This is a genomic window from Pseudomonas sp. BGI-2, from assembly GCF_004310295.1.
Lineage (GTDB): Bacteria > Pseudomonadota > Gammaproteobacteria > Pseudomonadales > Pseudomonadaceae > Aquipseudomonas.
The window spans coordinates 1-24,664 of the sequence record NZ_SISB01000035.1; the positions used below are offsets into that span (position 1 = coordinate 1).

Genomic DNA, 24,664 nt, shown 5'->3' on the forward strand with positions numbered 1-24,664 from the left:
TGGTTGTGAGAAAACCATTATGAAAATGGTAGAAACGTGCCTCGTCGCCGGCCTGGGCGAGGATCAGTTCTTCGGGTTCATTGCCGAGGTAAATCGCGGCGCGCGAGAGGCTGTTGTGGATCGCCGGACGTTCGCTGCTCGGCAGCGGGAAGGTGGTGCGACGGTTTTCGTGGTCGATCCAGATGACGGTGTCGCCGTCGATTTCCAATCGATGGGATAACGAATGGCTCCAGCCGAATCCGAGGCCGGCATCGATCTCAGCGGCGCTGGTGCGGTAGAGCCGGGTGAAGGCGAACGGCAGGATGCCGTCCAGCGAACCGTCGGTGAGGGTCAGCAGTTCTTCGCCCGTGACCATCGAGACCGGACATTTGTTGGTGGCGGTTTTATCGGCGGAGTCGGCGCTGTCGCCGTTGGGGTTCGTGGCCTGCTTTGAGACGTCGTCGTGGTGTTCGTTATGCTTGAGCGTGGTGTTCTTGCGGCCATTCCAGCGCAGTTGCATGCGACCTTGTTTGAGACCCGCGGCCACACCGCGCACAGCGACTGTTTTGTAGCGGTCGACATACTCCATGAAGTTATTGATGATCGTGACCATCGACTTCACGAAACCCATGGCGGCCTTAAAAATTTGCGCGCTGTACTTGGCCAGCCTTACTGTCAGCCAGGCAATGCCCACCCCAACCACGCTCAGCACCAAGCCAATCAACAAGTCGATGACCAAACCAACTACGACTTTGGAGATGGCTTCGGCCGAGGACCCGGCCAGTTGCGAAGGTGGCAATGCTTCGAGCCACAACACCGCGGTGCGCATCAGCAAACACAGTGCCGCCTCGTCGCTGGCCAGCAACATGGCTTTTTCCATCAAATCGGGGGCAGATTCGGCCAGTTCGGCAAATTGGCCAGCGCTTTCACCCAACTTCTCGGCAAAGGCGCCGGGGTCTTTCAGGATGTCGGTAATTTCACCGATGCCATCCCAAACCTCCTGAATCGCTGCCCAACCTCCTGCAAGCATTCCATTGCCCACCGCCGCCAATGAAGCCGATGCCGACTGCTGCGACCACTGCGGTTTGAAACCCTCCCACTCTTTGCGCAACCAGCTATCCAGCTCTGTGGTCAGGCCGTCGTAAGAGGAAAAAAGATCATCAATTTGCTCTGGAGTGACTTCACTCTGGACATGAACGCGGTAGAACTTGCCGGGAGTGCCTTTAAACTGCCCCTTGCCATGTTCATCGAGCGGCACCGTTGTGCGCTTGCCGCCATCCATGGCAATCACATCGACCGATATATTCCCCAACGGAATGTCATAGACCGACTCAAACTTGCTTTCGATTTCAAGAATTCGATTGGCCGGACACTGCGCAACGCTGGAGAGAAAGTCGTCATCACCACTGCTAACCGTCGTGCTGGTATTCCCCAGCTTTATCTTCCGATCCATGTCCATCAGCGATGGCAAATCGGTAGCACGGCTGACCTTGTCCGCTGCTTGGCTATACCAACTTTTCAGCTGTTCGCGATACAGCGTCAGGGTGTCCGGAAAGTCGTCGAGTTCCTGCTCGATGCGGGCGATCTGATCCATCAGCGCACCGAACGGCATGAAGTGGAGTAGAAAATCGGGTCGAACATGAGCAATCCCTCGCGCAGAAAATGGAGCGCGCGAGACTTTGCGGGGGATCAATCAGGAAAGAAGTCAGGAAAGTAGGTGTTGAATGTAGGAAAAATCCCTAATTAACAACCCGCCAACAACGAAAAGGCAAAACGCAAACGTGGCGGGCATCGCAGTCCAAACATCACGCGAAGAATGTGCCGGGGTATAGCGTGCATGTGATTGATAGTTTGGTGATGCCGGGGCGAGAGGATGAGTTGCTGTTGGGGCATCGCTGATTGTACTGACGCCTTCGCGGGCAAACCTCTCTCCTACAGGGTTTTGTGTTGTTTGTGATGATTGTGAACGACACAGAACCCGTGTAGGAGCGAGGCTTGCCCGCGAAGAGGCCAGACCAGACAACCAAAATCTCTGGAATCAATCCGCCGCTGACCGCGCCCCCAACCGCCGCCCAACCACATCCAGCACATCACACCCATCGCGCAACGGAATCGCACAGAGCAACGCGAAGTCGCTGAGAATCATGGAATCGCACTCAATCGAACCGCGCATGGACAGGTTCTCCAGCACTTGGGTTACCGCACGGATTCGGTAGCGGGCGGCGTCGGTCAAAATATCGAGGGGCGCGTGGGTGTCGACGAACAAGGTGGGCATGTCGCTGCAGTTGCTGGTGAGCGCCATGAAGCGGTTTTTTGGGTGGGAAACCGGTTTTTCGTAGGGTGGATCAGGATGAAGTGTTGGCATTTGAGACCTTCCGATGACAATGGGAGCTGCCAAAAGCCTTCCTACAGGCCTGGGTGGCAGCTATACGCGGGGTAGGAATACCGAGCATCGGAGACTCGACCACGCCGAAGCGTGCCCGCGCACAGCCGCCGCAACAGATCTTACGGACGCATATAGACGGCCGCAAATCAGGTTTCGACGCTAACGCAATACCGATGCTGAAAGGGTTCCTACACCCCACCACTGAGTTTTCAGTGACCATCAAAGGCTATCGGGTGAACTCAGTTCGCACCAGTTCATGAAAGCCGCCACAACTCGAAGGAAATCTCCGATGAATTTGCCCGGCTTTAAACGCGCTGCACTTTGCGGGTGATCAATCAGGAAAGAAGTCAGGAACGGACGATGTTGTCGTAGGGCAATTCTCTAATACGTCGCCACTAATAAACGAACCGTCAGAAACGCAAACGTGGCGGGAGGTTTCCCTCACGCCACGTTCATTTGTCGAACCGCTATGTCTTTATTTCGCCGAATCGCGAGACGCCATCTCTTTAAGCTTCATCTCAGCCAACGGATGCCCCGCCTTCGCCGCCATTCCCCAAAACCGCGCCGCTTCAATCGCATCCGGCGCCTTGCTCGGCGTCCCCGCCAAACTGATCACGCCCACTTGATACGCCGCTTTGCCATCCCCCGCCAACGCCGCCAGGCGCAGCAATCGCACGCCTTCCTCACGAGCCCCAAGGCCGACGCCGCGAAAGGTCAGGATGTGGCCATAGAAGCTTTGCGCGCCGACGTCACCCAGATTGGCCATGCGCGCGAACTGGCCTTCGAGCCAGCTCCAGCCACGGGGCTGTCGCACGAACCACGACCAGTGAAACAACCGGCGGGCCAGCCAGTAACCGGCCCGTGCCTTGAGCTTTAAAAACACTCAGGCCTCCGCCGATTCCGGGTACTCGTATTCGAACACGCGCACCACTTCCGAGGCGTGCCACGAGGCGGCAGCAACGCCGTCGGACGGCCCGGAGAAACGCCCCAGACGTTCGACGCATTCGAAGAAACCGGTGCGTGGCAGGCGACTGGCGCCCTGGCTGATCACCAGCGAGCTGCGCAGCGGCTGCTCGGCCTTGGCGTCCAGCGCGGCCAGATGTTCAAGCGCTGCGGTGAGGGTTTGCATGGCCGGCGTGGGCAACTGCAAACGTTCCAGCAAGGCTCGATAAGTCAGCAGATGGCGCTGGCGGCGGGCCTGATCCAGCTCACCCAGCAACCCGTCCCAATGTTGACGACTGATGCGTACGCTCACGATTCATCCCTCCACCCTGGCACCGTCAGCTCCCAGGCCAGGCTGCGGCGAATCGCAGCGTCGGGTTGACGCTCGCCACTTTCGATCAAGGCCAGATAAGACGGGCTGATGCCTACCGTGCGGGCGAGCGCCTCAATGGCGATGCCCTTCCCTTCGCGCAAACTGCGTAGTTGATCCAGACCTGGAAGAATCTGGTCTGGTGATGCTGCGTGACGCACCGGCGTGTCGGGTGCCGGTTGTTCGTTGATGCCTGCTGCTTTCAGTAAAGCCTGATACTGAGCCCACGGCAGAACCGCGTATTCGGGCTCGCCTTCGCGTGTGATTATCTGAATATCCATGACTTCCCCGTAGGACAACGACACTTAGCGAGTCGGCACTTTTCCCTAGAAGTGTAATCCTAACAGCGGCCACGGTCGCGGGGGGGTATGAATATAAGGACGATCCTCAATCAAATCAGGTTTTTTTCGGTCCTTGAAGCTGAAGTTGCTCGGGGGTGTCGGGAAGGCGCTCGGCCACCGCGAGCTTCTCCGGCAACTGGCGATTGCGCCAGGCACGGAAGGCATTGAGTTCGTCATCGAGGACTTTCATCAACCAGGCCAGCACGGCGATGTCATCGAGCATGCCGAATACCGGGATGAAGTCGGGAATCGCATCCACCGGACTGAGAAAGTACATCAGGCCGGCAACCACCGAGAGCAACGCCTTCGGGCTGATAGCGCGGTACTCCCCGCGCCAGTAGGCCAGGCACAGTGCCTGCAACAGGCGCAAATCGTCCTTGAGTTTGCCCAATCGGTTGCCTTGGCTGGCACCTTTGCTGGCGACGGCGAACAGCAGGGTCGGTAATCGTCCACGGGCCAACAAGCGTCCGGCAAGTGGCAGGAAACGAGCGAAATTCCAGGGTGCTTTCATCATTCCTCCCTCTGAAATGTTATCCACACAAATTGTGGATAACCTTGTGAACAGAGCTATTTTTCACGGCTGAAAGCCCCGTTTCATAAGGGCTTAACTCAGATCGGGCGTTTTTTACTCACATAAAAAAACCCAAGATTTCATTGACTTGGCGCGCCGGCGCGGCTAGCACGGGCGTCTCAATGGCTATGACTGCAACGTACAGCATCCGTTCGCTTTGTTTACCCTCGCTGAACGCCAGATGCAACAACGCCCCGCATAAAGCGAGGCGTTGTTTTTAGAGCAGACGCTGATTACTTGGTGGCGTCTTCTTTTGCTGGATCCTTGATCGCCAGCAGTTCCAGGTCGAATACCAGCACCGAGTTGGCTGGAATCGCCGGGCTTGGGCTTTGGGCGCCGTAGGCCAGTTCGCTAGGGATGTACAGTTTGTACTTCTCGCCAACGTGCATCAGTTGCAAGCCTTCGACCCAACCCGGAATCACGCCGCTAACCGGCAGATCGATCGGGCTGCCACGATCGACGGAGCTGTCAAACGTAGTGCCGTTGGTCAGCTTGCCGGTGTAGTGAACAGTCACTACGTCGGTCGGCTTAGGCTGTGCGCCATCAGCTTTCTTGACCACTTCATATTGCAGGCCCGAAGCAGTGGTGGTTACACCGGCTTTCTTGGCGTTTTCATCGAGGAATTTCTTGCCGGCGGATGCCGACTCTTCGCTCATTTTGGCCATACGCTCTTCAGCACGCTTCTGCAGTGCTGCGAAGGCTTCGACCAGTTCGTCATCCTTCAGCTTCTGTTCTTTCTTACCGACGGCATCTTCGATGCCTTGGGCTACGGCTTTGGAGTCCAGGTCATCCATGCCTTCCTGAGCCAGGCTCTTGCCCATGTTCAGGCCAATCCCGTAGGAAGCTTTTTGCGCCGGGGTTTTCAGCTCTACGCTGGTCTGCGAATCACAACCCGCAAGTACCAGGCTAACCAGGGCCACCGCCGCCGCCAACCGATGCTGTTTCATGCTATTTCCTTGTTCATGCGCCTAAAGGGCAATCGAGTAAAGCCGCGAGCTTATCAGGCGGCCACGACCAATGGCTACCGGCATGAGAGCAGGAAACTTCTGATAAGTTCAGGTGTTTTAACGCATTTCGGGATTGGAATGATGAAGCTTCTGTCATCTTGTGCCCGCAGAGACGGGTGCCGTATCCCACAGCTTCTGGCGTAATGGCCACTTGCCTCACCCCGAACACTGAGGCATAAGAGAGCTACAAATCGACAAGGACGTTTATCTTGCGCCTCTTATTACGCCTGCTGTTGCTGTTCGCTGTGCTGCTGGGGCTGGGCCTGGCCGTGGTTCTGTATTACGTCGCCAACCCGAAACTGCCGACCTGGTCACCCGCACAACAGGTGCATTACCTGGAGCAGTGGAGTGCCGCCGACCGCCAGGCTTACTACTTCACCCCTCAGGGCACTCAGGTCAAAGGCTTGCGCTATGACTGGTTCAAGGAACTCGAGCTGCCCTTCTCGGAACAACGATTCGCCGCCCCCGAGTATCTGGCACGCTTTGGATTTCTGATCGACTCCGAGCAGAAAACCACGCCGAACAGCAATCCCGACAACTTGCCTGTGGGTTTTGCCCGCCATCAAAATCCTGGCAGCCTGGACGAATACCTCGACATCACCTGTGCCGCCTGCCACACCGGTGAATTGCGTTTCAACGGCCAGGCAGTGCGCATCGACGGAGGTTCGGCGCAGCATGTCCTGCCTTCCAGTGTTCCTACACTGCGCGGCGGTAGTTTCGGACAGGCGCTGGTAGCCAGTCTGATCTCGACTTACTACAACCCGTGGAAATTCGAACGCTTCGCCCGCAACGTGCTCGGCGAGGACTACGACGCCCGGCGCCAACAACTGCGCGAAGACTTCAAAACCTCTCTGAACATCTTCGTGAAGGTGGCCTGGAACGATACCCATCGCGGGCTCTACCCGACCGAGGAAGGCCCCGGCCGTACCGATGCCTTCGGGCGTATCGCCAACGCCAGCTTCGGCGATGCGATTTCGGCCGATAACTACCGCGTGGCGAATGCCCCGGTTGACTACCCGCAATTGTGGGACATGTGGACCTTTGACTGGGTGCAATGGAACGGTTCGGCGCAGCAACCGATGGCGCGCAACATCGGCGAGGCCCTTGGCGTCGGCGCGACCCTGAATTTCTTCGACGCCAACGGCCAACCGCTTAAAGGTGACGAGCGCTATCCGTCGAGTGTCCGATTGCGTGATTTGCACAAGATCGAACAAACCCTGCAACGGCTCAAACCACCGGCCTGGCCGGAAGACGTGCTGGGCGCTGTCGACAAGCCCCTGGCCGTCAAAGGTCGCGAATTGTTCAGCGAAAATTGCGCGGATTGTCACGTGCCTCGATCGGTCCAAACCAACGGACGCTGGGTGCAACACCTGAAAATGCTGCCGGTGGAATACATCGGCACAGACCCGGGTGCGGCCAATAACATCGCCGACCATCGCTTCGACCTCAGCGCCTTGCAATGGGACCCGGCAGAACTGGCGAAACTGGATGTGCAATTGCAGCCACCGCCCGCCGAACCGCTGGACATGAGCAAGCTCTCGTCCGCCAAGGGCCTGGCCTACGTCACCGCGTTCGTAGGAAACCGCGCTTACCGCGAGGCGAAAATCCCCGAAGCCGAGCGCCCGGACATGGATGGCTTCGGCCTGCCGATTGGCGTGCGCGAACTGCGCGCCTACAAGGCCCGTCCGTTGGCCGGCGTCTGGGCGACGGCGCCGTTTCTGCACAACGGTTCGGTGCCGAGCATCTATCAACTGCTCTCGCCTCAGGATGAACGCGCAACGAACTTCTACAAAGGCACGTTCGAGTATGACCCCAGGCACCTGGGTTATCGCACCGAAGCCTTCACCAATGGCTTCAAGTTCGACACACGCATCACCGGCAATCACAACAGCGGCCACGAGTTCCGTGCCGGCAAGCGTGGCAACGGCGTCATCGGTCGCCTGCTGCAACCGGAGGAGCGCTGGGCGCTGCTGGAGTACCTGAAAGTGTTGGGCGGCCCGTTGGAGGCACAATTGCCATGAGCAGACTCTGGATCTTGTTTGGCGCGTTTCTCGGCAAAGTCCTGCTTTGCTTGTTTGGCTTGGGATTGCTGGGTTGGGCGCTGGCCACGGCATGGTTTGCCTGGCAACACCGGGGGCCGGTCTCGGCTGAAGAACTGATCCCGGACGGCGAAGCGGCGATGACTCAGGACATCATTCAGACCGCCGTGCGCATCGTCGATCAGCACCGTGAAAGTACCCGCTACCTGCGCGATGCGCATGCCAAGGCGCACGGTTGCGTGAAGGCCGAGGTTCAGGTGCTGGCGGATCTGGCGGATGAGCTGCGTCAGGGCGTGTTCAGCGAACCCGGCAAAACCTGGCAAGCGACGATGCGGCTGTCCAACGGCAATGCCTATCCACAGTTCGACAGTATCCGCGATGCCCGGGGCATGGCGATCAAGCTGCTCGACGTGCCCGGCAAACAACTGTTCGCCGATCAACAAAGCCGCGGCGAACAGGACTTCGTGATGTTCAGCCACCCGAATTTCTTCGTCAGCGATGTCGCCGAATACCGTCAGAATGTGGCCGCTCAGGCCGATGGCAAGAAGCTGACGGCGTTTTTCCCCGGCTGGGATCCGCGCACGTGGCAGATTCGTCATCTGTTTATTGCCTTGGCGACACTCTCCTCGGCCCCGGAAAGTCCGACAAAGACGACTTACTTTTCGGTTTCGCCCTACAAGTTTGGTGAAGCCAACGCCAAATTCCGGGTCATGCCGGACCCCGACAGCTGCCCGGCCTACACCTTGCCGGCGCAGAATCAGAAGCTGCCAAATTTTTTGCGCAACGCGCTAAATCAGCAATTGTCGACGGATCGGGTGCCCGCGTGCTTCGTGTTGCAGATCCAGCGCCAGGATCAGGGCAAGTACATGCCGATCGAGGACACGAGTATTGAGTGGAAGGAAAAGGATGCACCGTTCGAGACCGTGGCGCGGATCAAACTGCCTGCCCAGGATTTCGATACGCCAGCGCTGAACGTGCAATGCGACAACCAGTCGTTCAATCCGTGGTTCGGGCTAGAGGCCCATCGACCGATTGGCGGCATCAACCGCCTGCGCAAAGCAGTGTATGAAGCCGTGAGCGATTACCGCCACAGCCGCAACGCCGAGCAATAAAGCCAAATCCCGGACAGCAAAAAGCCCGCATTAAGCGGGCTTTCTGTGTGGTGACCTGGCGTTCAGCGTTCCAGGTTACCGAATATGGCGCAGCGGACGGGACTCGAACCCGCGACCCCCGGCGTGACAGGCCGGTATTCTAACCGACTGAACTACCGCTGCGCGTAGCGTTGAAAGTAAATGGTGGGTGATGACGGGATCGAACCGCCGACATTCTGCTTGTAAGGCAGACGCTCTCCCAGCTGAGCTAATCACCCTTTACCTTCGTTGCGGGGCGCATTGTGCCACAGATTTTCATAAAGTGTTGATTTTATTGAATAATTTTTCAAAAAAATCTGAAAACCGGTAGAACGACACGACCTGCAGGAACAACGTACAAACTTTGGACAGAAAAAAACCCGCGTGAGCGGGCTTTTCCGTGGTGACCTGGCGTTCAGCGCTCCAGGTTACCGAATATGGCGCAGCGGACGGGACTCGAACCCGCGACCCCCGGCGTGACAGGCCGGTATTCTAACCGACTGAACTACCGCTGCGCGTAACACTAAAGCGAATGGTGGGTGATGACGGGATCGAACCGCCGACATTCTGCTTGTAAGGCAGACGCTCTCCCAGCTGAGCTAATCACCCTTCACTTTCGGTGTGGCGCGCATTCTACGGAGCGACCCAACCTCTGGCAAGCACTTTTTACAATAATTTTTGCAGGCCTTCCAAAGGCTTAGAGAAGGGTTGGCCTATGGCTTCGCTAAGAGAATAATGCCCCCCTTTGTATAAAGGAGAGACTCGCCCCATGTGGTTCAAAAACCTGCTTATCTATCGCCTGACCCAAGATCTGCCTTTTGATGCCGAGGCGTTGGAAACTGCACTGGCCACCAAACTGGCGCGTCCATGTGCAAGCCAGGAGTTGACCACCTACGGTTTCGTCGCGCCCTTCGGCAAAGGCGAAGATGCACCTTTGGTGCACGTCAGCGGCGACTTCCTGCTGATCTCCGCCCGTAAAGAAGAGCGCATCTTGCCGGGCAGCGTCGTGCGTGACGCCGTGAAGGAAAAGGTCGAAGAGATCGAAGCCGAACAAATGCGCAAGGTCTATAAAAAGGAACGCGACCAGATCAAGGATGAAATCATCCAGGCGTTCCTGCCGCGTGCCTTTATCCGTCGCTCGTCGACCTTCGCTGCCATTGCGCCGAAACAGGGCCTGATCCTGGTCAACTCGGCCAGCCCGAAACGCGCCGAAGACTTGCTGTCCACCTTGCGTGAAGTGATCGGCACCCTGCCGGTACGTCCACTGACCGTTAAAATGTCGCCAACTGCGACCATGACTGAATGGGTCACCACCCAGAAAGCCGCGGACGACTTCTTTGTGCTGGACGAGTGCGAACTGCGCGACACCCACGAAGACGGCGGCATCGTGCGCTGCAAGCGTCAGGACCTGACCAGCGAAGAGATTCAGCTGCACTTGAGCACCGGCAAGGTGGTGACTCAGCTGTCGCTGGCCTGGCAAGACAAGCTGTCTTTCGTCCTCGACGACAAGATGGTGGTCAAGCGCCTGAAGTTCGAAGACCTGCTGCAAGACCAGGCGGAACAGGACGGTGGCGAAGAAGCCCTCGGCCAGCTGGACGCCAGCTTCACCCTGATGATGCTGACCTTCGGCGATTTCCTGCCGGGGCTGGTTGAAGCGTTGGGCGGCGAAGAGCTTCCGCAGGGCATCTAAAGTCTTGTGATTACTACTGTGGGAGTGAGCCTTTGTGGTGAGGGGGTTTAGCGAAACGTCGCACCGCCCCGTTGGGTCGCGAAGCGGCCCCAAAAAAATGGGACTGCTGCGCTGTCCAACGGGGGTAAACCCCCTCGCCACAAAGGCTCGCTCCCACATTGGTTTTGTGGTGTTACTTAAAACAAGGATCAGGCCATGCGTGCTCTGGCTGCATTGAGTCGTTTTGTCGGCAACACCTTCGCTTACTGGGTCCTGATCTTCGCGGTCGTGGCGTTCCTTCAGCCGACGTGGTTCATCGGCCTGAAAGGCGCGATCGTGCCGCTGCTGGGCCTGGTGATGTTCGGCATGGGCCTGACCCTCAAACTCGAAGACTTCGCCGAAGTCGCACGCCATCCGTGGCGCGTGGCGCTGGGCGTGGTTGCACATTTCGTGATCATGCCCGGCGTGGCGTGGTTGCTCTGCCAGGCGTTTCACCTGCCACCGGAAATCGCCGTCGGCGTGATTCTGGTCGGCTGCTGCCCAAGCGGCACCTCGTCGAACGTGATGACCTGGCTGGCGCGTGGCGATCTCGCGCTGTCGGTGGCCATCGCCGCCGTCACTACCCTCCTCGCTCCGCTGCTGACACCCGCGCTGATCTGGCTGCTGGCTTCGGCATGGTTGCCGGTGTCCTTCATGGAGCTGTTCTGGTCCATCCTGCAAGTGGTGCTATTGCCGATCGTACTCGGTGTGGTTGCCCAGCGCCTGTTGGGTGATCGGGTTCGCCATGCAGTGGAAGTGTTGCCGCTGATTTCCGTGGTGAGCATCGTGATCATCGTCACCGCCGTGGTGGCCGCCAGCCAGGCGAAGATTGCCGAGTCCGGCCTGCTGATCATGGCCGTGGTGATGCTGCACAACAGTTTCGGCTATTTGTTGGGTTACTTCACCGGACGCCTGTTCAAGTTGCCGCTGGCCCAGCGAAAATCCCTGGCACTGGAAGTCGGCATGCAGAACTCCGGCTTGGGTGCCGCGTTGGCCAGTGCGCACTTCTCGCCATTGGCGGCGGTGCCTAGCGCGTTGTTCAGCGTCTGGCACAACATTTCAGGAGCGTTGCTCTCGACGTATTTCCGCCGCATGAGCGAGAAAGAAGACCGCGACACCGCTGCTCAGCAAGCGACCGAGTAATCCGAAAACTTGATCCTCGGGTTAATGTTGGGCACTCTATTGCGCAACGCGAGGACGACCTCGCGGCTCGATCGAGTCATTAATCTGGGGACGACCCCGTCAATCGATGGAGGTCTCTCATGTCCTGGATCATTCTGTTTTTCGCCGGCCTGTTCGAAGTGGGCTGGGCCGTCGGCCTGAAATACACCGACGGTTTCAGCCGCCCTCTCCCTACCGCATTGACCGTTGCCGCCATGGTCATCAGCCTTGGCTTGCTCGGCCTTGCCATGAAGGAATTGCCGCTGGGCACTGCCTATGCGATCTGGACGGGCGTGGGCGCCGTGGGCACGGTCATCGCCGGGATCATTCTGTTTGGTGAATCCATGGCGCTGTTCAGGCTGGCCAGTGTGGCGTTGATTATTGCCGGGTTGGTTGGCCTCAAGGTTAGCGCCTGACCTTACGATCGCCTTCGCGGGCAAGCCTCTCTCCTACATGGAACTGTTAACCCTGTAGGAGCGAGGCTTGCCCGCGAAGAGGCCCTTAAAGTCACCGACTACCTGACGGCCCCACGCAAATCTCCTACCAACTGCTGCAACTTCAGGGGCTCCGCCACCTCAACCGCCACCGCCGGCCCCGCCACCAACGTCACCCGCGACCACAACCGACGAAACAACCCCTTGCCCGGATCGCGGCTGAAGAAACTCCCCCACAACCCTTGCAACGCCAGCGGAATCACCGGCACCGGTGTCTCTTCGAGAATCCGCACCAGCCCACCCTTGAACTCGCTCATCTCTCCGTCACCAGTCAACTTGCCTTCAGGGAAGATGCACACCAGCTCACCGTCCTTCAGATAGTGAGCGATGCGCGTGAAGGCCTTTTCGTAGATTTGAATGTCTTCCTGGCGCCCCGCGATCGGAATCGTCCCGGCGGTACGGAAGATAAAGTTCAGCACCGGCAGGTTGTAGATTTTGTAGTACATGACAAAACGAATCGGCCGACGCACTGCACCGCCAATCAGCAACGCGTCGACGAACGACACATGGTTGCAGACCAGCAATGCCGCGCCTTCATCCGGGATCAGATCGAGATTGCGATGCTCCACGCGGTACATGGAATGGCTGAGCAGCCAGATCATGAAGCGCATGGTGAACTCGGGGACGATGCTGAAGATGTAGGCGTTGACGCCAATGTTCAGCAGCGACACCACCAGAAACAGCTGCGGGATAGACAGCTCGACCATGCTCAGCAGAACGATCGAGACAATCGCCGACACCACCATAAACAGTGCGTTAAGAATGTTGTTGGCAGCAATCACCCGCGCCCGCTCGTTCTCGGGGGTGCGCGACTGAATCAGCGCGTACAGCGGCACGATATAGAAACCGCCGAAAATCCCCAGCCCCAGAATGTCGATCAGCACCAGCCAGGTGTGGCCAAAACCGAGGATTTCGATCCAGCCATGGCCGTCAACGCTGTCCGGAATACCGCCGGAATGCCACCACAGCAGCAAGCCAAACACCGTCAGCCCGAACGAACCGAACGGCACGAGGCCGATCTCGACTTTGCGTCCGGAGAGTTTCTCGCAGAGCATCGAGCCCAGCGCGATGCCCACCGAGAACACCGTCAGAATCAGCGTCACCACGGTCTCGTCGCCGTGCATCCACTCCTTGGCATAGGCCGGGATCTGCGTCAGATAAATCGCCCCTACAAACCAGAACCACGAGTTGCCGACGATGGAACGCGACACCGCAGGCGTTTGCCCCAGGCCCAGTTTCAAGGTGGCCCAGGATTGGCTGAAGATGTTCCAGTTCAGGCGCATGTGCGGCGATGAAGCCGCCGCCCGGGGAATGCTGCGACTGGCCAGGTAACCGAGCACCGCGACACCGATGATCGCAGTGGAAACGATGGTCGCGTAATGACTGGACGACATCATGATCCCGGCGCCGATGGTCCCCGCGAGGATCGCCAGAAACGTGCCCATTTCCACCAGCCCGTTGCCACCCACCAGTTCTTCTTCACGCAGGGCTTGCGGCAGAATCGAGTACTTCACCGGCCCGAACAGCGCCGAGTGCGTGCCCATGGCGAACAGCGCCACCAGCATCAGCGACAGGTGATCGAACAGGAAACCGACCGCGCCGACCGCCATGATGGCGATCTCCCCGAGCTTGATCAGCCGAATCAGCGCGTCCTTGGCGAACTTTTCCCCGAACTGGCCGGCCAGCGCCGAAAACAGAAAGAACGGCAGGATAAACAGCAGCGCGCACAGGTTGACCCAGATCGAACGGTCACCCTCGATCGTCAGCTTGTACAGAATGGCGAGAATCAACGACTGCTTGAAGATGTTGTCGTTGAACGCCCCGAGGGACTGCGTGACGAAGAACGGCAGGAAGCGCCGGGTGCGAAGCAAGGTGAACTGTGAGGGGTGGCTCATCTTCCATGTGTCCCTGATGTTGGGTAAAGAGTGGCGTGGCGATTGTTATTGGAATGTCGAGCGTCGATCCAGGCCACACATTACCTAATCTTTGCAGGTTATTTCTTTAATCCTGCAATGCACGGTGAGACAAACAACTCGCCCCGCCACGCGCCCTGCACCGTGCGTAGGGAGACGATCAGCCACATCACCGCCAGCATCGCCACCAGCACGCAGCCAAAGACACTGAAAAACGTCAGGTTCAAGGTGCTGCCCAGTTTCAACGTCGTCAGAGAATAGACGCCCAGCGGGAAGGTGAAGCCCCACCAGCCAAGGTTGAACGGGATACCGTCGCGCAGGTAACGCACGGTGATCAGCACCGCCATCAACATCCACCAGAAGCCGAAGCCCCACAGCGTGATCCCGGCCACCAGGCCCAACCCGGCGGCAATTTCCCCCATGCCTGGCAAACCGTTGGCCGCGAAAATGGCTGGCGCGTCGGCGCCCAGCAGCAACATGCCCAACGCCCCGGTGCCGATCGGCCCCAGCGCCAGCCAGCTGGAGGCGGCCATGTTTTCGTGAGGCAGTTTATGCAGCGCCATGCGCAACAACAGAATCGTCAGAATGCTGAACGCCACCGGCAGGGAAAAGGCCCAGAGAACGTAGCTGGTCGTCAGCATCACCAGTTGCGAATGGGCATCGGCCAGGTGCGGTGCCAGCAAACCACCGCTGGCGGCGGCCACTTCCGCCGCGACCACAGGCAACAGCCAGACCGCTGTCATCTGGTCGATGCTGTGTTCCTGGCGGGTGAACATCATGTAGGGAATCAGCACGCCGCAGGCCACAGACATGGCCACATCGAGCCACCACAGCACTTCGGCGACATGAATCACACCGTCGCCCCAGCGCGGCAAGCCGAACACCAGGAAACCGTTGATGATGGTCGCCAACCCCATGGGGATGGTGCCGAAAAACATCGAGACCGTGGAGTGGCCGAAAATCCGTCGCGCCTCATCAAAGAACAGCACCCAGCGTGCCGCGTACGCTGCGGTGAACAATACAAACAGGCAGATATTGAGCAGCCAGAGACCTTCGGCCACCGCGTGCAGGCCGGGTATGGATACGGGCAATTGCGCCAGCGCCAACGCCAGCACGCCCGTCCCCATGGTTGCGGCGAACCAGTTGGGGGTGAATTGGCGAATGGCCTCAAGCGGGTGCTGCAAATGGCTGAGCGGTTTTAAACCGAGGGTCGTGGTGTTGGGGCATGTCATGGTGAATTCCTCTTCCTCTTGTGAGGTGGAACTCATGGTAGATCTGAATCGAATATCTATATAACGGGTAATATCTCTAACTGTTATCTGTTTTGCAGATATAGCGTCAAACGCTGCCTTCAGTCTCGATCACCAGGATCCTCGCCGCGCCTAGCGGATGGGCGACGTGCTCGGTACCGATCGACGCATAGAAAATATCGCCCACGTCCAGCAGCGCTTCCTTTTCGACGCCTTCTTCGCGGTAGCGCATCTGCACCTGGCCATCGAGCACGACGAACACTTCCTGCCCATCGTTGACGTGCCATTTGTACGGTTGGTCAGTCCAGTGCAAACGGGTGGTGATGCCGTTCATGTTGGCGATATCCAAGGCGCCCCAGGCACGGTCAGCGGTGAAGGATTTGCTGCGGATAATCTTCATGGGGCGGTCCGTCGAAATGAGTGGCGGTGCCAAGGCTAGCGGTCATCGAACATCGACGCCACAGACTTTGACAGGCTGCTGACGCATCAGCGCGAGCAGTGCACCGAGCGACAGGACAATCAGCACCGCGCCATAGCCATCGGTCGTGATCACCAAGCCAAAGGCCCGAGTCAGATTCCCTGCCAGCAACGATGGCAAGCAGAACGCCAGATAACTGAGCACATAAAACGCCGACATCAACCCGGCCCGTTCGTGAGGCAGCGCCATCGGCACCACGCTGCGCAACGAGCCGAGGAAACTGGCGCCGAAACCGCAACCGGCGACCAGCGTCCCGATGAAAAACAGCGGCAGGCTGGCGCTGTGGACCGCCAGTAAAATCAGCGCCACCCCCGCGGGCAGAATGCTCGCGCCGACCAGCAAGACTTTATCGGCCGGACGACTGCGCAAGGTGTAGATCATCAACGCGCCGGTGACGGTCAGCACCGCCACTGTCGCCCCGCCAATCAGATTCGACGTCGATCCGGTAGCCGTCCGCACAAGCGACGGGGCGAGGGACGCGTAGAAACCACCGAGCGCCCACGCGGCGGTGTTGATCGGCAGCACCAGCCACAACGCACGCCGCGCCTGGGTGGGCACATGCAGGGTCGGACGCAGCGATGCCAACGCACCACGTTGCGCACTGACGCTTTCCGGCAGACGCCAGACGTACAGCGCCTGCAACCCGAACAGCGCGAGCAGCACCCAAAAGGTCAATTGCAGCGGCAGCGGCGCGAACTCGGCCAACAAGCCGCAGCCCATGGCGCCAACCGCCATGCCGAGCAGCGGCGCAACACTATTGACCAGCGGACCTTGCTGGCGATCGGTGTCCAGCAACGCGGCACCCAGCGCAGCCGTGGCCATCCCGGTAGCAAAACCCTGAAGCACTCGGGCGCTGATCAACCACGCGACGCTGTCGGCATTGATAAACAGCAGCATGGCCAGCATGTTCAGCGCCACAGCGGTAAAGATCACCGGTTTGCGTCCCAGGTAATCCGAGAGCGAACCGACCGTAAGCAGCGCCGCGAGCAGGCTGATGGCGTACACGCCGAAAATCAGGGTCAGGGTCGCTGCCGAGAATTGCAGGTGTTCCTGATACAAGTGGTACAGAGGCGTCGGCGCAGTGGAAGCGGCGAGAAAACTCAGTAAAGTGATTGCCAGAAACCACAGGCTGGAACGGTTTGATATCGAACTGGACATGCGCACACTCCGCAAAAGCTAATTTATTGCTTTTGCGGAGTGTGCTACCGGCCAGCGCTTAAAGCAAATTCTTTGTGTTAAGGTCTGCCGTATGGCTATTAAAGAAGGTTTACGCCCGGGCGGTCGAAGCGCCCGGGTGCAAGAGTCGATTCATTCGGCTGCGCGCCAACTCCTCGAAGAGCAGGACCGCACCACCGTGACCGTGCCGCAAATCGCTGCGCGCGCGGGGGTTACACCGTCGACCATCTATCGGCGCTGGGGGGATTTGTCGACGCTGCTGGCCGACGTCGCCCTCGCCCGCCTGCGCCCGGACAGCGAACCGGCCAACACCGGCAGCCTGCGCAGTGATGTGCAGGCCTGGGCGGAGCAGTACCTGGACGAAATGAGCTCCGAACCCGGCCGCAACATGCTGCGCGACGTGCAATGCAGCACCACACCGGTCTATTGCGCGACAATCATCGGCGGGCAGTTGCAGACAATTCTGGATCGTTACCCGGATGAGCCGAAGCCGAGTGTCGACCGATTGATCAACCTGGTGGCGGCACCGACGGTGTTTCGTATCCTGTTTTCAGCGGCGCCGCTGGAGGTTGAGGAGTTGCACCGGTTGATCGAGATTGCGTTGCAGCAGTGAGACCGCTTTCGCGGGCAAGCCTTGGGCAAGCCTCGCTCCTACAGGTTCTGTGTCGTACACATAATCGGTGAACAACACAAAACCTGTAGGAGCGAGGCTTGCCCGCGAAGAGGCCGGCCTGGACGCCATAAATCCCACTGACAAACACCCTGCGACACCCCACCACGCCACGACCTTGGTCGACACTGACTAACCCCTGCCATCGTGCGAGACTGTCTGACCGGGCGGGAGTCCCGGGTGTCTTTTGTCGGGAGTTCCCATGCCGTTGTCCAGCGGGCTGATCGCCGCCGTCGCCCTGGCCTATATGGCCATCATGTTCGCCATCGCCTTTTACGGCGACCGCCGCAGCACGCCGTTGCCGCCGCGAGTGCGCGCGTGGGTGTACAGCCTGTCGCTGGCGGTCTATTGCACCAGCTGGACCTTCTTTGGCGCAGTCGGCCAGGCCGCCGAACAACTCTGGTCTTTCCTGCCGATCTACCTCGGGCCGATCCTGCTGCTGATCTGCGCGCCGTGGGTCCTGCAAAAAATGGTGATGATCAGCAAACAGGAGAACATCACCTCCATCGCCGACTTCATCGCCGCCCGCTACGGCAAATCCCAGTCGCTGGCGGTGGTGGTGGCGCTGATCTGCCTGGTGGGCGTGTTGCCCTACATCGCGCTGCAACTCAAGGGCATCGTCCTCGGGGTGAACCTGCTGATCGGCGCCGGTGCCGACGCCATGGGCACCCGCGCTCAGGACACGGCGCTGATCGTGTCGCTGGTGTTGGCGCTGTTCACCATTGTTTTCGGTACCCGCAACCTAGACGCCACGGAACACCACCGCGGCATGGTGCTGGCGATTGCCTTCGAATCGCTGGTCAAGCTGTTCGCGTTTCTCGCGGTCGGCGCGTTCGTGACCTACGGCTTGTACGACGGATTCGAAGACCTGTTCGACCAGGCCATGCTCGCCCCGCGCCTGGAGGAGTACTGGAAGGAAACCATCAACTGGCCGTCGATGGTGGTGCAGACCGGCGTGGCGATGATGGCGATCATTTGCCTGCCCCGGCAGTTCCACGTGACGGTGGTGGAAAATATCGACCCTCAGGATCTGCGCCTGGCGAAATGGGTGTTCCCTGCTTACCTGGCGTTGGCGGCGTTGTTTGTAGTACCGATCGCCCTCGCCGGTCAGATGCTGCTGCCCAGTTCAGTGCTGCCGGACTCTTTCGTCATCAGCCTGCCCCTGGCCCAAGCCCACCCGGCCCTGGCAATGCTGGCCTTTATCGGCGGTGCTTCGGCGGCGACCGGCATGGTGATCGTCGCCAGCGTCGCGCTGTCGACCATGGTCTCCAACGACATGTTGCTGCCGTGGTTGCTGCGCCGAAACAACGCTGAGCGGCCGTTCGAAGTGTTCCGCCAATGGATGCTGTCGGTGCGCCGGGTCAGCATCGTGGTGATTCTGTTGCTGGCTTACGTCAGTTATCGCCTGCTCGGCTCCACCGCGAGCCTGGCAACCATTGGCCAGATCGCCTTCGCCGCCGTGACCCAACTGGCCCCGGCCATGCTCGGCGCGCTGTACTGGAAACAGGCCAACCGCCGGGGCGTATTCGCGGGCCTCGCCGCCGGCACATTCCTCTGGTTCTACACCCTGATTCTGCCGATCGCGGCCCACAGCCTCGGGTTGTCCCTGAGCAGTTTTCCAGGGTTGGCGTGGCTTCACAGCAACCCGCTGAATCTGCCGCTTACCCCGCTGACACAAGGCGTGGTGTTGTCGCTGGCGGCCAACTTCACGCTGTTCGCCTGGGTGTCGGTGCTGTCACGCACGAGGGTTTCCGAGCACTGGCAGGCGGGTCGTTTCATCGGTCAGGAAATCAGTGCTCGCCCCAGCGCCCGCTCGATGCTGGCGGTGCAGATCGACGATTTGCTGCAACTGGCCGCCCGCTTCGTCGGTGAAGAACGGGCGCGGCAGAGCTTCATCCGATTTGCCTACCGCCAGGGCAAAGGCTTCAACCCGAACCAGAACGCCGACGGTGAATGGATCGCCCATACCGAACGCTTGCTGGCCGGTGTACTCGGCGCTTCGTCGACGCGCGCGGTGGTAAAAGCCGCCATCGAAGGTCGGGAAATGCAGCTGGAGGATGTAGTCCGGATCGCCGACGAAGCCTCGGAAGTGCTGCAGTTCAACCGCGCCCTGTTGCAAGGCGCTATCGAAAACATCACCCAGGGCATCAGCGTGGTCGACCAGTCGCTGAAACTGGTGGCCTGGAACCGGCGCTATCTGGAGCTGTTCAATTACCCGGATGGGCTGATCAGGCTTGGCCGACCGATTGCCGACATCATTCGCTACAACGCCGAGCGCGGTCTGTGCGGCCCCGGCGAAGCCGAAGTGCACGTCGCCCGCCGCTTGCACTGGATGCGTCAGGGGCGCGCCCATACCTCTGAAAGACTTTTCCCCAACGGACGTGTGATTGAGCTGATCGGCAACCCGATGCCCGGCGGCGGTTTCGTCATGAGTTTCACTGACATCACCGCGTTCCGCGAGGCCGAGCAGGCGCTGACCGAAGCCAACGAAGGCCTGGAGCAGCGGGTCACCGCACGGACCCACGAACTGTCACAACTCAACGTTGCCCTGACCGAAGCCAAGGGCACCGCCGAATCGGCCAACCAGTCGAAAACCCGCTTTCTGGCGGCGGTCAGCCATGACTTGATGCAACCACTGAATGCCGCACGCCTGTTCTCCGCTGCCCTCTCCCATCAAGACGATGGCCTGTCCAGCGAGGCGCAGAAACTGGTGCATCATCTGGACAGTTCACTGCGCTCGGCCGAGGACCTGATCAGCGACCTGCTGGACATTTCCCGCCTGGAAAACGGCAAGATCAACCCGGACCCCAAACCCTTTGTGCTTAACGAGCTGTTCAACGCGCTCGGTGCCGAATTCAAGGCACTGGCTCAGGAGCAGGGGCTGAAATTCCGAGTTCGGGGCAGCACGTTGCGGGTCGACAGTGACATCAAATTGCTGCGCCGGATCTTGCAGAATTTCCTGACCAACGCCTTCCGCTACGCCAATGGGCCCGTGCTGCTCGGCGTCCGGCGGCGCAAGGGCGAGTTGTGCCTGGAGGTCTGGGACCGAGGACCGGGGATTCCTGAAGATAAACAGCAGGTGATTTTCGAGGAATTCAAACGCCTCGACAGCCACCAGACGCGCGCCGAGAAAGGCCTGGGCCTGGGGCTGGCGATTGCGGATGGGCTGTGTCGCGTGCTGGGTCACACCTTGCGCGTTCGGTCCTGGCCGGGGCGCGGTAGCGTGTTCAGTGTCAGCGTGCCGCTGGCGCGGGCACAGACTGTCGCGCCGGCCAAGGTCAGCGAGCTCAATGGCCATGTGTTGAGCGGCGCGCAGGTGCTGTGTATCGATAACGAAGACAGCATCCTGATCGGCATGAACAGCCTGCTGACACGCTGGGGTTGCCAGGTCTGGACCGCGCGCAACCGCGATGAATGTGCGGCGCTGTTGAACGACGGTGTACGTCCGCAGTTGGCGCTGGTGGATTACCACCTGGACCATGGCGAGACCGGGACCGAGTTGATGGCGTGGCTGCGCACCCAGCTTGGGGAGCCGGTGCCCGGGGTGGTGATCAGTGCCGATGGCCGGCCGGAGACCGTGGCCCAAGTGCATGCGGCGGGCCTGGAGTACCTGGCCAAACCGGTGAAACCGGCGGCGTTGCGGGCGTTGTTGAGTCGGCATTTGCCGTTGTGATGCGGCAGGTTTTAACACGGTAGTGTCTGGACTACCTATATCGCGAGCACGCTCGCTCCCACAGTGGGTCGGAGTGGTTGCACACATCGAGTGAACAACACAAAAACCCTGTGGGAGCGGGCTTGCTCCGGGCGGCGTCCCGACGAAGCTTTTGGCTTTTGACCTATTCAGGCAACTCAGCCAACCCATCGACATCGGTCATCGCCCGCTCCAGCAGATCAGCCGGCAAGCTCTTGCTGGCTCGGGCACCCAGCAACTTCAACTGTTCACTGCGGCTGACGAGGTTGCCGCGCCCTCCTGTCAGCTTGTTGCGCGCTGAGCTGTAGGCCTTGTCCAGTTGCTGCAAGCGATTGCCGACTTCGTCCAGATCCTGGATGAACAACACGAACTTGTCGTACAGCCATCCGGCGCGCTCGGCGATTTCCCGGGCGTTCTGGCTTTGGCGCTCTTGCTTCCACAAGCTGTCGATGACTCGCAGGGTCGCCAGCAGCGTGGTCGGGCTGACGATGACGATGTTGCGGTCGAACGCCTCTTGAAACAGTGTCGGTTCAGCCTGCAACGCCGCGGAAAAAGCCGCTTCGATCGGCACGAAGAGCAAGACGAAATCCAGGCTGTGCAAGCCGTCGAGTCGTTTGTAATCCTTGCCCGACAGGCCTTTGACGTGATTGCGCAGCGACAGCACGTGCTGCTTGATGGCGATCTGGCCGATGGCATCGTCCTCGGCCGCTACGTATTGCTGATAGGCTGTGAGACTGACTTTGGAGTCGACCACCACCTGCTTGTCACCCGGTAGATAAATGATCACGTCCGGCTGGAAACGCTCACCGTCCGGGCCCTTGAGGGTGACTTGGGTCTGGTATTCGCGGCCCTTCTCCAGCCCGGCGTGTTCAAGCACGCGCTCAAGAATCAGCTCGCCCCAGTTGCCTTGGGTTTTCTGCCCTTTCAACGCTCGAGTGAGGTTAGTGGCTTCGTCGCTCAAGCGCAGGTTCAGCTGCTGCAAACGCTCCAACTCTTTGGCCAGGGAAAACCGTTCGCGGGCTTCGGCCTGATAGCTTTCCTCGACGCGTTTTTCGAAAGACTGAATGCGTTCCTTCAAAGGATCGAGCAACTGGCCCAGACGCTGCTGGCTGGTTTCGGCGAAACGCTGCTCACGCTCGTCAAAGATCTTGCCCGCCAGTTCGGCGAACTGTGCTCGCAGCTCGTCTCGTGAGCCTTGCAGGTCGTTGAGGCGTTGCTGATGGCTGTCCTGCTGCTCGCGCAGTTCGGCGTTGAGCGAGGCCGCCTGGGCGTCGAGGCGCCGCAGCTCGACTTCTTTTCCGGCGCGTTCGATGTTCCAGGCGTGAGACGCGTCGCGGGCGTCGTCGCGCTCGATCTGCAGCAGTTCAATTTCACGGCGCATGGCCGCCATGTCTGCCTGCTTGGCGGCGTTGGCCTGGCCCAGATCACCGATTTCATCGCGGCAGGTTTCGAGCTGGGCGTTCAAGCCGTCCTGCGCCAGTTGCGACATGGCCAGACGCTCTTCCAGCATGGCCACCTCGGCTTGTCCCGCGCTCGCACGGCGCTGGATTTGCCAGGCCAGTACCAGCAATGGCAGTGCAGCGCCCGCCAGACCCAGCAAAATGCTGGTCAAGTCCATAGCCATAGCGACTCCTGCCGATGAGATAAAGCTTGAAGGTTAACCAAGGCGTCAGAACTTGGACAGCTCAGTCTTCGACTAAGCCCAGTTCCTGCAGGGCGCGCCGATCGCCCGCTCGCGCGGCCTGACGCAACAGGTCCTGGCCAATGCGGCGATCCCGGGCATTGCCGCATTCGCGGCACATCAGCTGGCCGAGACGACTTTGCGCGGCCACCACACCTTCACGAGCAGGCTGCTTGAGCAAGCGCCCGGCGAAGTGTTTAACGTTGGTGTTTTCACTCAGGCGCGGGCTGTCCAGCAACCACTCCGCCACGCGCATCGAAAAGCGCTTGGGAGGGGTAACACTGGGGGGTGTGGAGGTGGCAGAAACTGATACGGAGCGAAACTTCATAAAGCACTGAGGGGCAGATCGGAAGGCGCGCCACTCTACTCTTTTTTTCTTACAGGTAAAGCCTAAAAAACCCGGCACGCCCGTCCTAGAGCAAGCGCTCGGGACAATCCACAGAAGCTGTGGATAACTCAGTGGACAACCGTCCTTGAACTTACGCAAAGCCCTGTGGAATGGGGCTCGCAGTCAAACTGACGATTTTTTCACCAGTAAAAAAAAGCGATGTTTTTCATTGACTTAAATTTTCAATACAGGCACCCACTGTGGTCGGGGCGCAGATGACAGTCCGGTTACGGTCTGCGCAACTTATGTGCACAAGTACCGTCGTGGCAGTTATATCGATGCGCTTTTTCGGAGCGCTTTGGAGTGCGTTTCTGGGGATAACCTTGGCAAACCCTTGCCCCAGGCTTGTGCCGGACCGACGACCAGTGGTCGGAAATCGTCCCATTGCGGAGCAAGATTGCTCAGGTCTGAAATTATTTTGCTTTCGCGCTTCCCTTCACCCACTCGATCCGTTAGTATCCGCGGCGTTAGTACCAAGCTGAAAGTCAATTCTGGTCGAACAAATCCTCCCGGTCAGCCTTCCCATAGGAAGCCTCCACCGAACAAGCGGGATCGACCACCTCGATGGTTTCCAGGTAAACCTTGCGCCAACACAGCCTTTGAATCGAAAGCAAAGGGTGTTGCGAAGCTCACTTACTCTGACCGAACCAGCCTGCAAATTGATCAGGATCTTCACCCCGGGCCCAGAACCTTTGCCCTTGATGTGTTGCCTGCCCTCCTAAGTACCTACCTGCCAGCCCAAGCGCGCCAATTATCAGCGCTTCAAACTGGCTGCTTTGTTCCAGTCGGGTTCTTCGTTCGACCAATGGTGGTCGTCGTCACTGGAACGTTTTAATTTTGCACGGTTCTTATCCGTGTCGCTTGTAGGAACACCCATTTAATGACTACTCAAATCCACACCCAAGATGCCATTCGCACCCTAACCAACGCTTTTGCACCAATGAATTGCCTGATCATGGCCGCTCGCAAAGGCTGCTTCAGCTTTACTCTGGTCAACGAACACGGCATCGCTCGTCACAGCGAACGCCTGTACCCCGATCAATACTCCAGCGCAGAACCGCTGCAGGCAGTGATCGAGCGTACCCGTCAGGCACTGGTTGCCTGATACGCCAGAACGACTGAAAACCTCAAAAGCCCTGCTCAAAAAGCGGGGCTTTTTATTGCCCGATATTTCTCATTGCGCAACATGCGGCTAAGCACTAACCGGTATAACGGTTATAACTCGAAGCCGGAAATATTTTAAAAACAGTCCTTTACAGCGCGAATATGACACTACACTTCAACTCAAG

The 24,664-nt window shown here is 59.2% G+C and carries 21 protein-coding genes and 4 tRNA genes; 8 read left to right on the forward strand and 17 right to left on the reverse strand.

Going from position 1 to position 24,664, the window contains the following annotated elements; all coding sequences use genetic code 11:
• The 7 genes from EYC95_RS21785 to EYC95_RS21815 form a co-directional block, all read right to left on the reverse strand.
• A partial coding sequence (locus EYC95_RS21785) for a DUF6531 domain-containing protein (RefSeq protein WP_256656987.1) occupies nucleotides 1-1,573 on the reverse strand: 1,573 nt, incomplete at its 3' end.
• 444 nt (nucleotides 1,574-2,017) lie between these two features.
• Nucleotides 2,018-2,344: a hypothetical protein gene (locus tag EYC95_RS21790; protein ID WP_131062168.1), complete on the reverse strand. Its 327-nt coding sequence runs from the start codon at nucleotides 2,342-2,344 to the stop codon at nucleotides 2,018-2,020.
• A 496-nt stretch (nucleotides 2,345-2,840) separates the two neighbouring features.
• Nucleotides 2,841-3,248: a sel1 repeat family protein gene (locus EYC95_RS21795; RefSeq protein ID WP_131062169.1), complete on the reverse strand. Its 408-nt coding sequence runs from the start codon at nucleotides 3,246-3,248 to the stop codon at nucleotides 2,841-2,843.
• A complete protein-coding gene (locus EYC95_RS21800; protein WP_003223109.1) occupies nucleotides 3,249-3,620 on the reverse strand; it encodes a hypothetical protein in 372 nt (123 codons plus the stop codon). It lies immediately after the preceding gene.
• Nucleotides 3,617-3,958: a helix-turn-helix domain-containing protein gene (locus EYC95_RS21805; protein WP_131062170.1), complete on the reverse strand. Its 342-nt coding sequence runs from the start codon at nucleotides 3,956-3,958 to the stop codon at nucleotides 3,617-3,619. The genes EYC95_RS21800 and EYC95_RS21805 overlap by 4 nt, the downstream gene beginning before the upstream one ends.
• Nucleotides 3,959-4,073: 115 nt before the next feature.
• Nucleotides 4,074-4,529, reverse strand: a complete 456-nt coding sequence (locus EYC95_RS21810; protein ID WP_131062171.1) for a YkvA family protein — start codon at nucleotides 4,527-4,529, stop codon at nucleotides 4,074-4,076.
• Nucleotides 4,530-4,822: 293 nt separating this feature from the next.
• Nucleotides 4,823-5,536 (reverse strand): FKBP-type peptidyl-prolyl cis-trans isomerase, encoded by a 714-nt coding sequence (locus EYC95_RS21815; RefSeq protein ID WP_131062172.1) that lies wholly within the window; start codon nucleotides 5,534-5,536, stop codon nucleotides 4,823-4,825.
• Between the two features lie 269 nt (nucleotides 5,537-5,805).
• Here EYC95_RS21815 and EYC95_RS21820 point away from each other — a divergent pair, with 269 nt between their 5' ends.
• Together EYC95_RS21820 and EYC95_RS21825 are read left to right on the forward strand one after the other, a co-directional pair.
• Entirely contained in the window at nucleotides 5,806-7,617 is a 1,812-nt protein-coding gene (locus EYC95_RS21820) for a di-heme-cytochrome C peroxidase (protein WP_131062173.1), read from the forward strand.
• Nucleotides 7,614-8,747 carry a catalase family protein gene (locus EYC95_RS21825; protein WP_131062174.1) on the forward strand — a complete coding sequence of 378 codons (1,134 nt, stop codon included), beginning with the start codon at nucleotides 7,614-7,616 and terminating at the stop codon, nucleotides 8,745-8,747. The genes EYC95_RS21820 and EYC95_RS21825 overlap by 4 nt, the downstream gene beginning before the upstream one ends.
• 85 nt (nucleotides 8,748-8,832) lie before the next feature.
• Here the strand turns inward: EYC95_RS21825 and EYC95_RS21830 are convergent.
• The 4 genes from EYC95_RS21830 to EYC95_RS21845 form a co-directional block, all read right to left on the reverse strand.
• A tRNA-Asp gene (locus tag EYC95_RS21830) sits at nucleotides 8,833-8,909 on the reverse strand.
• A 19-nt stretch (nucleotides 8,910-8,928) separates the two neighbouring features.
• Nucleotides 8,929-9,004 (reverse strand) — tRNA-Val (locus EYC95_RS21835).
• 199 nt (nucleotides 9,005-9,203) lie between these two features.
• Nucleotides 9,204-9,280 (reverse strand) — tRNA-Asp (locus EYC95_RS21840).
• An 18-nt stretch (nucleotides 9,281-9,298) separates the two neighbouring features.
• A tRNA-Val gene (locus tag EYC95_RS21845) sits at nucleotides 9,299-9,374 on the reverse strand.
• Between the two features lie 160 nt (nucleotides 9,375-9,534).
• Between EYC95_RS21845 and rdgC the strand changes: the two genes are divergently transcribed.
• The 3 genes from rdgC (at nucleotide 9,535) to sugE (ending at nucleotide 12,050) form a co-directional block, all read left to right on the forward strand.
• A complete protein-coding gene (gene rdgC / locus EYC95_RS21850) occupies nucleotides 9,535-10,455 on the forward strand; it encodes a recombination-associated protein RdgC (RefSeq protein WP_131062175.1) in 921 nt (306 codons plus the stop codon).
• 195 nt (nucleotides 10,456-10,650) lie between these two features.
• The gene (locus EYC95_RS21855) at nucleotides 10,651-11,616 is read left to right on the forward strand and encodes a bile acid:sodium symporter family protein (RefSeq protein ID WP_131062176.1); all 966 of its coding nucleotides are present in this window, start codon (nucleotides 10,651-10,653) and stop codon (nucleotides 11,614-11,616) included.
• Between the two features lie 119 nt (nucleotides 11,617-11,735).
• Nucleotides 11,736-12,050: a quaternary ammonium compound efflux SMR transporter SugE gene (gene sugE / locus EYC95_RS21860; protein WP_131062177.1), complete on the forward strand. Its 315-nt coding sequence runs from the start codon at nucleotides 11,736-11,738 to the stop codon at nucleotides 12,048-12,050.
• Between the two features lie 98 nt (nucleotides 12,051-12,148).
• Here sugE and EYC95_RS21865 read toward each other — a convergent pair whose 3' ends face one another.
• From EYC95_RS21865 to EYC95_RS21880, 4 genes are all read right to left on the reverse strand, one after another.
• On the reverse strand, nucleotides 12,149-14,023 hold the full coding sequence (locus tag EYC95_RS21865) for an MFS transporter (protein ID WP_131062178.1): 1,875 nt from the start codon (nucleotides 14,021-14,023) through the stop codon (nucleotides 12,149-12,151).
• A gap of 98 nt (nucleotides 14,024-14,121) precedes the next feature.
• Complete coding sequence (locus tag EYC95_RS21870; RefSeq protein WP_131062179.1) at nucleotides 14,122-15,273, reverse strand: TDT family transporter; 1,152 nt, start codon at nucleotides 15,271-15,273, stop codon at nucleotides 14,122-14,124.
• Between the two features lie 106 nt (nucleotides 15,274-15,379).
• Complete coding sequence (locus tag EYC95_RS21875) at nucleotides 15,380-15,691, reverse strand: cupin (protein ID WP_131062180.1); 312 nt, start codon at nucleotides 15,689-15,691, stop codon at nucleotides 15,380-15,382.
• Between the two features lie 42 nt (nucleotides 15,692-15,733).
• A complete protein-coding gene (locus tag EYC95_RS21880) occupies nucleotides 15,734-16,927 on the reverse strand; it encodes an MFS transporter (protein ID WP_131062181.1) in 1,194 nt (397 codons plus the stop codon).
• 91 nt (nucleotides 16,928-17,018) lie between these two features.
• Between EYC95_RS21880 and EYC95_RS21885 the strand changes: the two genes are divergently transcribed.
• Together EYC95_RS21885 and EYC95_RS21890 are read left to right on the forward strand one after the other, a co-directional pair.
• On the forward strand, nucleotides 17,019-17,558 hold the full coding sequence (locus EYC95_RS21885; RefSeq protein ID WP_131062182.1) for a TetR/AcrR family transcriptional regulator: 540 nt from the start codon (nucleotides 17,019-17,021) through the stop codon (nucleotides 17,556-17,558).
• A gap of 259 nt (nucleotides 17,559-17,817) precedes the next feature.
• Nucleotides 17,818-21,288 carry a hybrid sensor histidine kinase/response regulator gene (locus EYC95_RS21890; protein WP_131062183.1) on the forward strand — a complete coding sequence of 1,157 codons (3,471 nt, stop codon included), beginning with the start codon at nucleotides 17,818-17,820 and terminating at the stop codon, nucleotides 21,286-21,288.
• 163 nt (nucleotides 21,289-21,451) lie between these two features.
• Here EYC95_RS21890 and rmuC read toward each other — a convergent pair whose 3' ends face one another.
• Together rmuC and EYC95_RS21900 are read right to left on the reverse strand one after the other, a co-directional pair.
• Nucleotides 21,452-22,816, reverse strand: coding sequence for a DNA recombination protein RmuC (gene rmuC, locus EYC95_RS21895; protein WP_165557492.1), 1,365 nt, complete (start codon nucleotides 22,814-22,816; stop codon nucleotides 21,452-21,454).
• 175 nt (nucleotides 22,817-22,991) lie between these two features.
• A complete protein-coding gene (locus EYC95_RS21900; protein ID WP_131062185.1) occupies nucleotides 22,992-23,315 on the reverse strand; it encodes a sel1 repeat family protein in 324 nt (107 codons plus the stop codon).
• 940 nt (nucleotides 23,316-24,255) lie between these two features.
• Here EYC95_RS21900 and EYC95_RS21910 point away from each other — a divergent pair.
• Complete coding sequence (locus tag EYC95_RS21910) at nucleotides 24,256-24,480, forward strand: hypothetical protein (protein WP_008031832.1); 225 nt, start codon at nucleotides 24,256-24,258, stop codon at nucleotides 24,478-24,480.
• The last annotated feature ends 184 nt before the right edge of the window (nucleotides 24,481-24,664 follow it).

Coding starts and splice junctions, on each gene's coding strand:
- EYC95_RS21790 (WP_131062168.1), bottom strand. CDS start 2,344: ATGCCAACACTTCATCCTGATCCACCCTACGAAAAACCGGTTTCCCAC.
- EYC95_RS21805 (WP_131062170.1), bottom strand. CDS start 3,958: ATGGATATTCAGATAATCACACGCGAAGGCGAGCCCGAATACGCGGTT.
- EYC95_RS21810 (WP_131062171.1), bottom strand. CDS start 4,529: ATGAAAGCACCCTGGAATTTCGCTCGTTTCCTGCCACTTGCCGGACGC.
- EYC95_RS21815 (WP_131062172.1), bottom strand. CDS start 5,536: ATGAAACAGCATCGGTTGGCGGCGGCGGTGGCCCTGGTTAGCCTGGTA.
- EYC95_RS21825 (WP_131062174.1), top strand. CDS start 7,614: ATGAGCAGACTCTGGATCTTGTTTGGCGCGTTTCTCGGCAAAGTCCTG.
- rdgC (WP_131062175.1), top strand. CDS start 9,535: ATGTGGTTCAAAAACCTGCTTATCTATCGCCTGACCCAAGATCTGCCT.
- EYC95_RS21855 (WP_131062176.1), top strand. CDS start 10,651: ATGCGTGCTCTGGCTGCATTGAGTCGTTTTGTCGGCAACACCTTCGCT.
- sugE (WP_131062177.1), top strand. CDS start 11,736: ATGTCCTGGATCATTCTGTTTTTCGCCGGCCTGTTCGAAGTGGGCTGG.
- EYC95_RS21865 (WP_131062178.1), bottom strand. CDS start 14,023: ATGAGCCACCCCTCACAGTTCACCTTGCTTCGCACCCGGCGCTTCCTG.
- EYC95_RS21870 (WP_131062179.1), bottom strand. CDS start 15,273: ATGACATGCCCCAACACCACGACCCTCGGTTTAAAACCGCTCAGCCAT.
- EYC95_RS21875 (WP_131062180.1), bottom strand. CDS start 15,691: ATGAAGATTATCCGCAGCAAATCCTTCACCGCTGACCGTGCCTGGGGC.
- EYC95_RS21880 (WP_131062181.1), bottom strand. CDS start 16,927: ATGTCCAGTTCGATATCAAACCGTTCCAGCCTGTGGTTTCTGGCAATC.
- EYC95_RS21885 (WP_131062182.1), top strand. CDS start 17,019: ATGGCTATTAAAGAAGGTTTACGCCCGGGCGGTCGAAGCGCCCGGGTG.
- EYC95_RS21890 (WP_131062183.1), top strand. CDS start 17,818: ATGCCGTTGTCCAGCGGGCTGATCGCCGCCGTCGCCCTGGCCTATATG.
- rmuC (WP_165557492.1), bottom strand. CDS start 22,816: ATGCTGGAAGAGCGTCTGGCCATGTCGCAACTGGCGCAGGACGGCTTG.
- EYC95_RS21900 (WP_131062185.1), bottom strand. CDS start 23,315: ATGAAGTTTCGCTCCGTATCAGTTTCTGCCACCTCCACACCCCCCAGT.
- EYC95_RS21910 (WP_008031832.1), top strand. CDS start 24,256: ATGACTACTCAAATCCACACCCAAGATGCCATTCGCACCCTAACCAAC.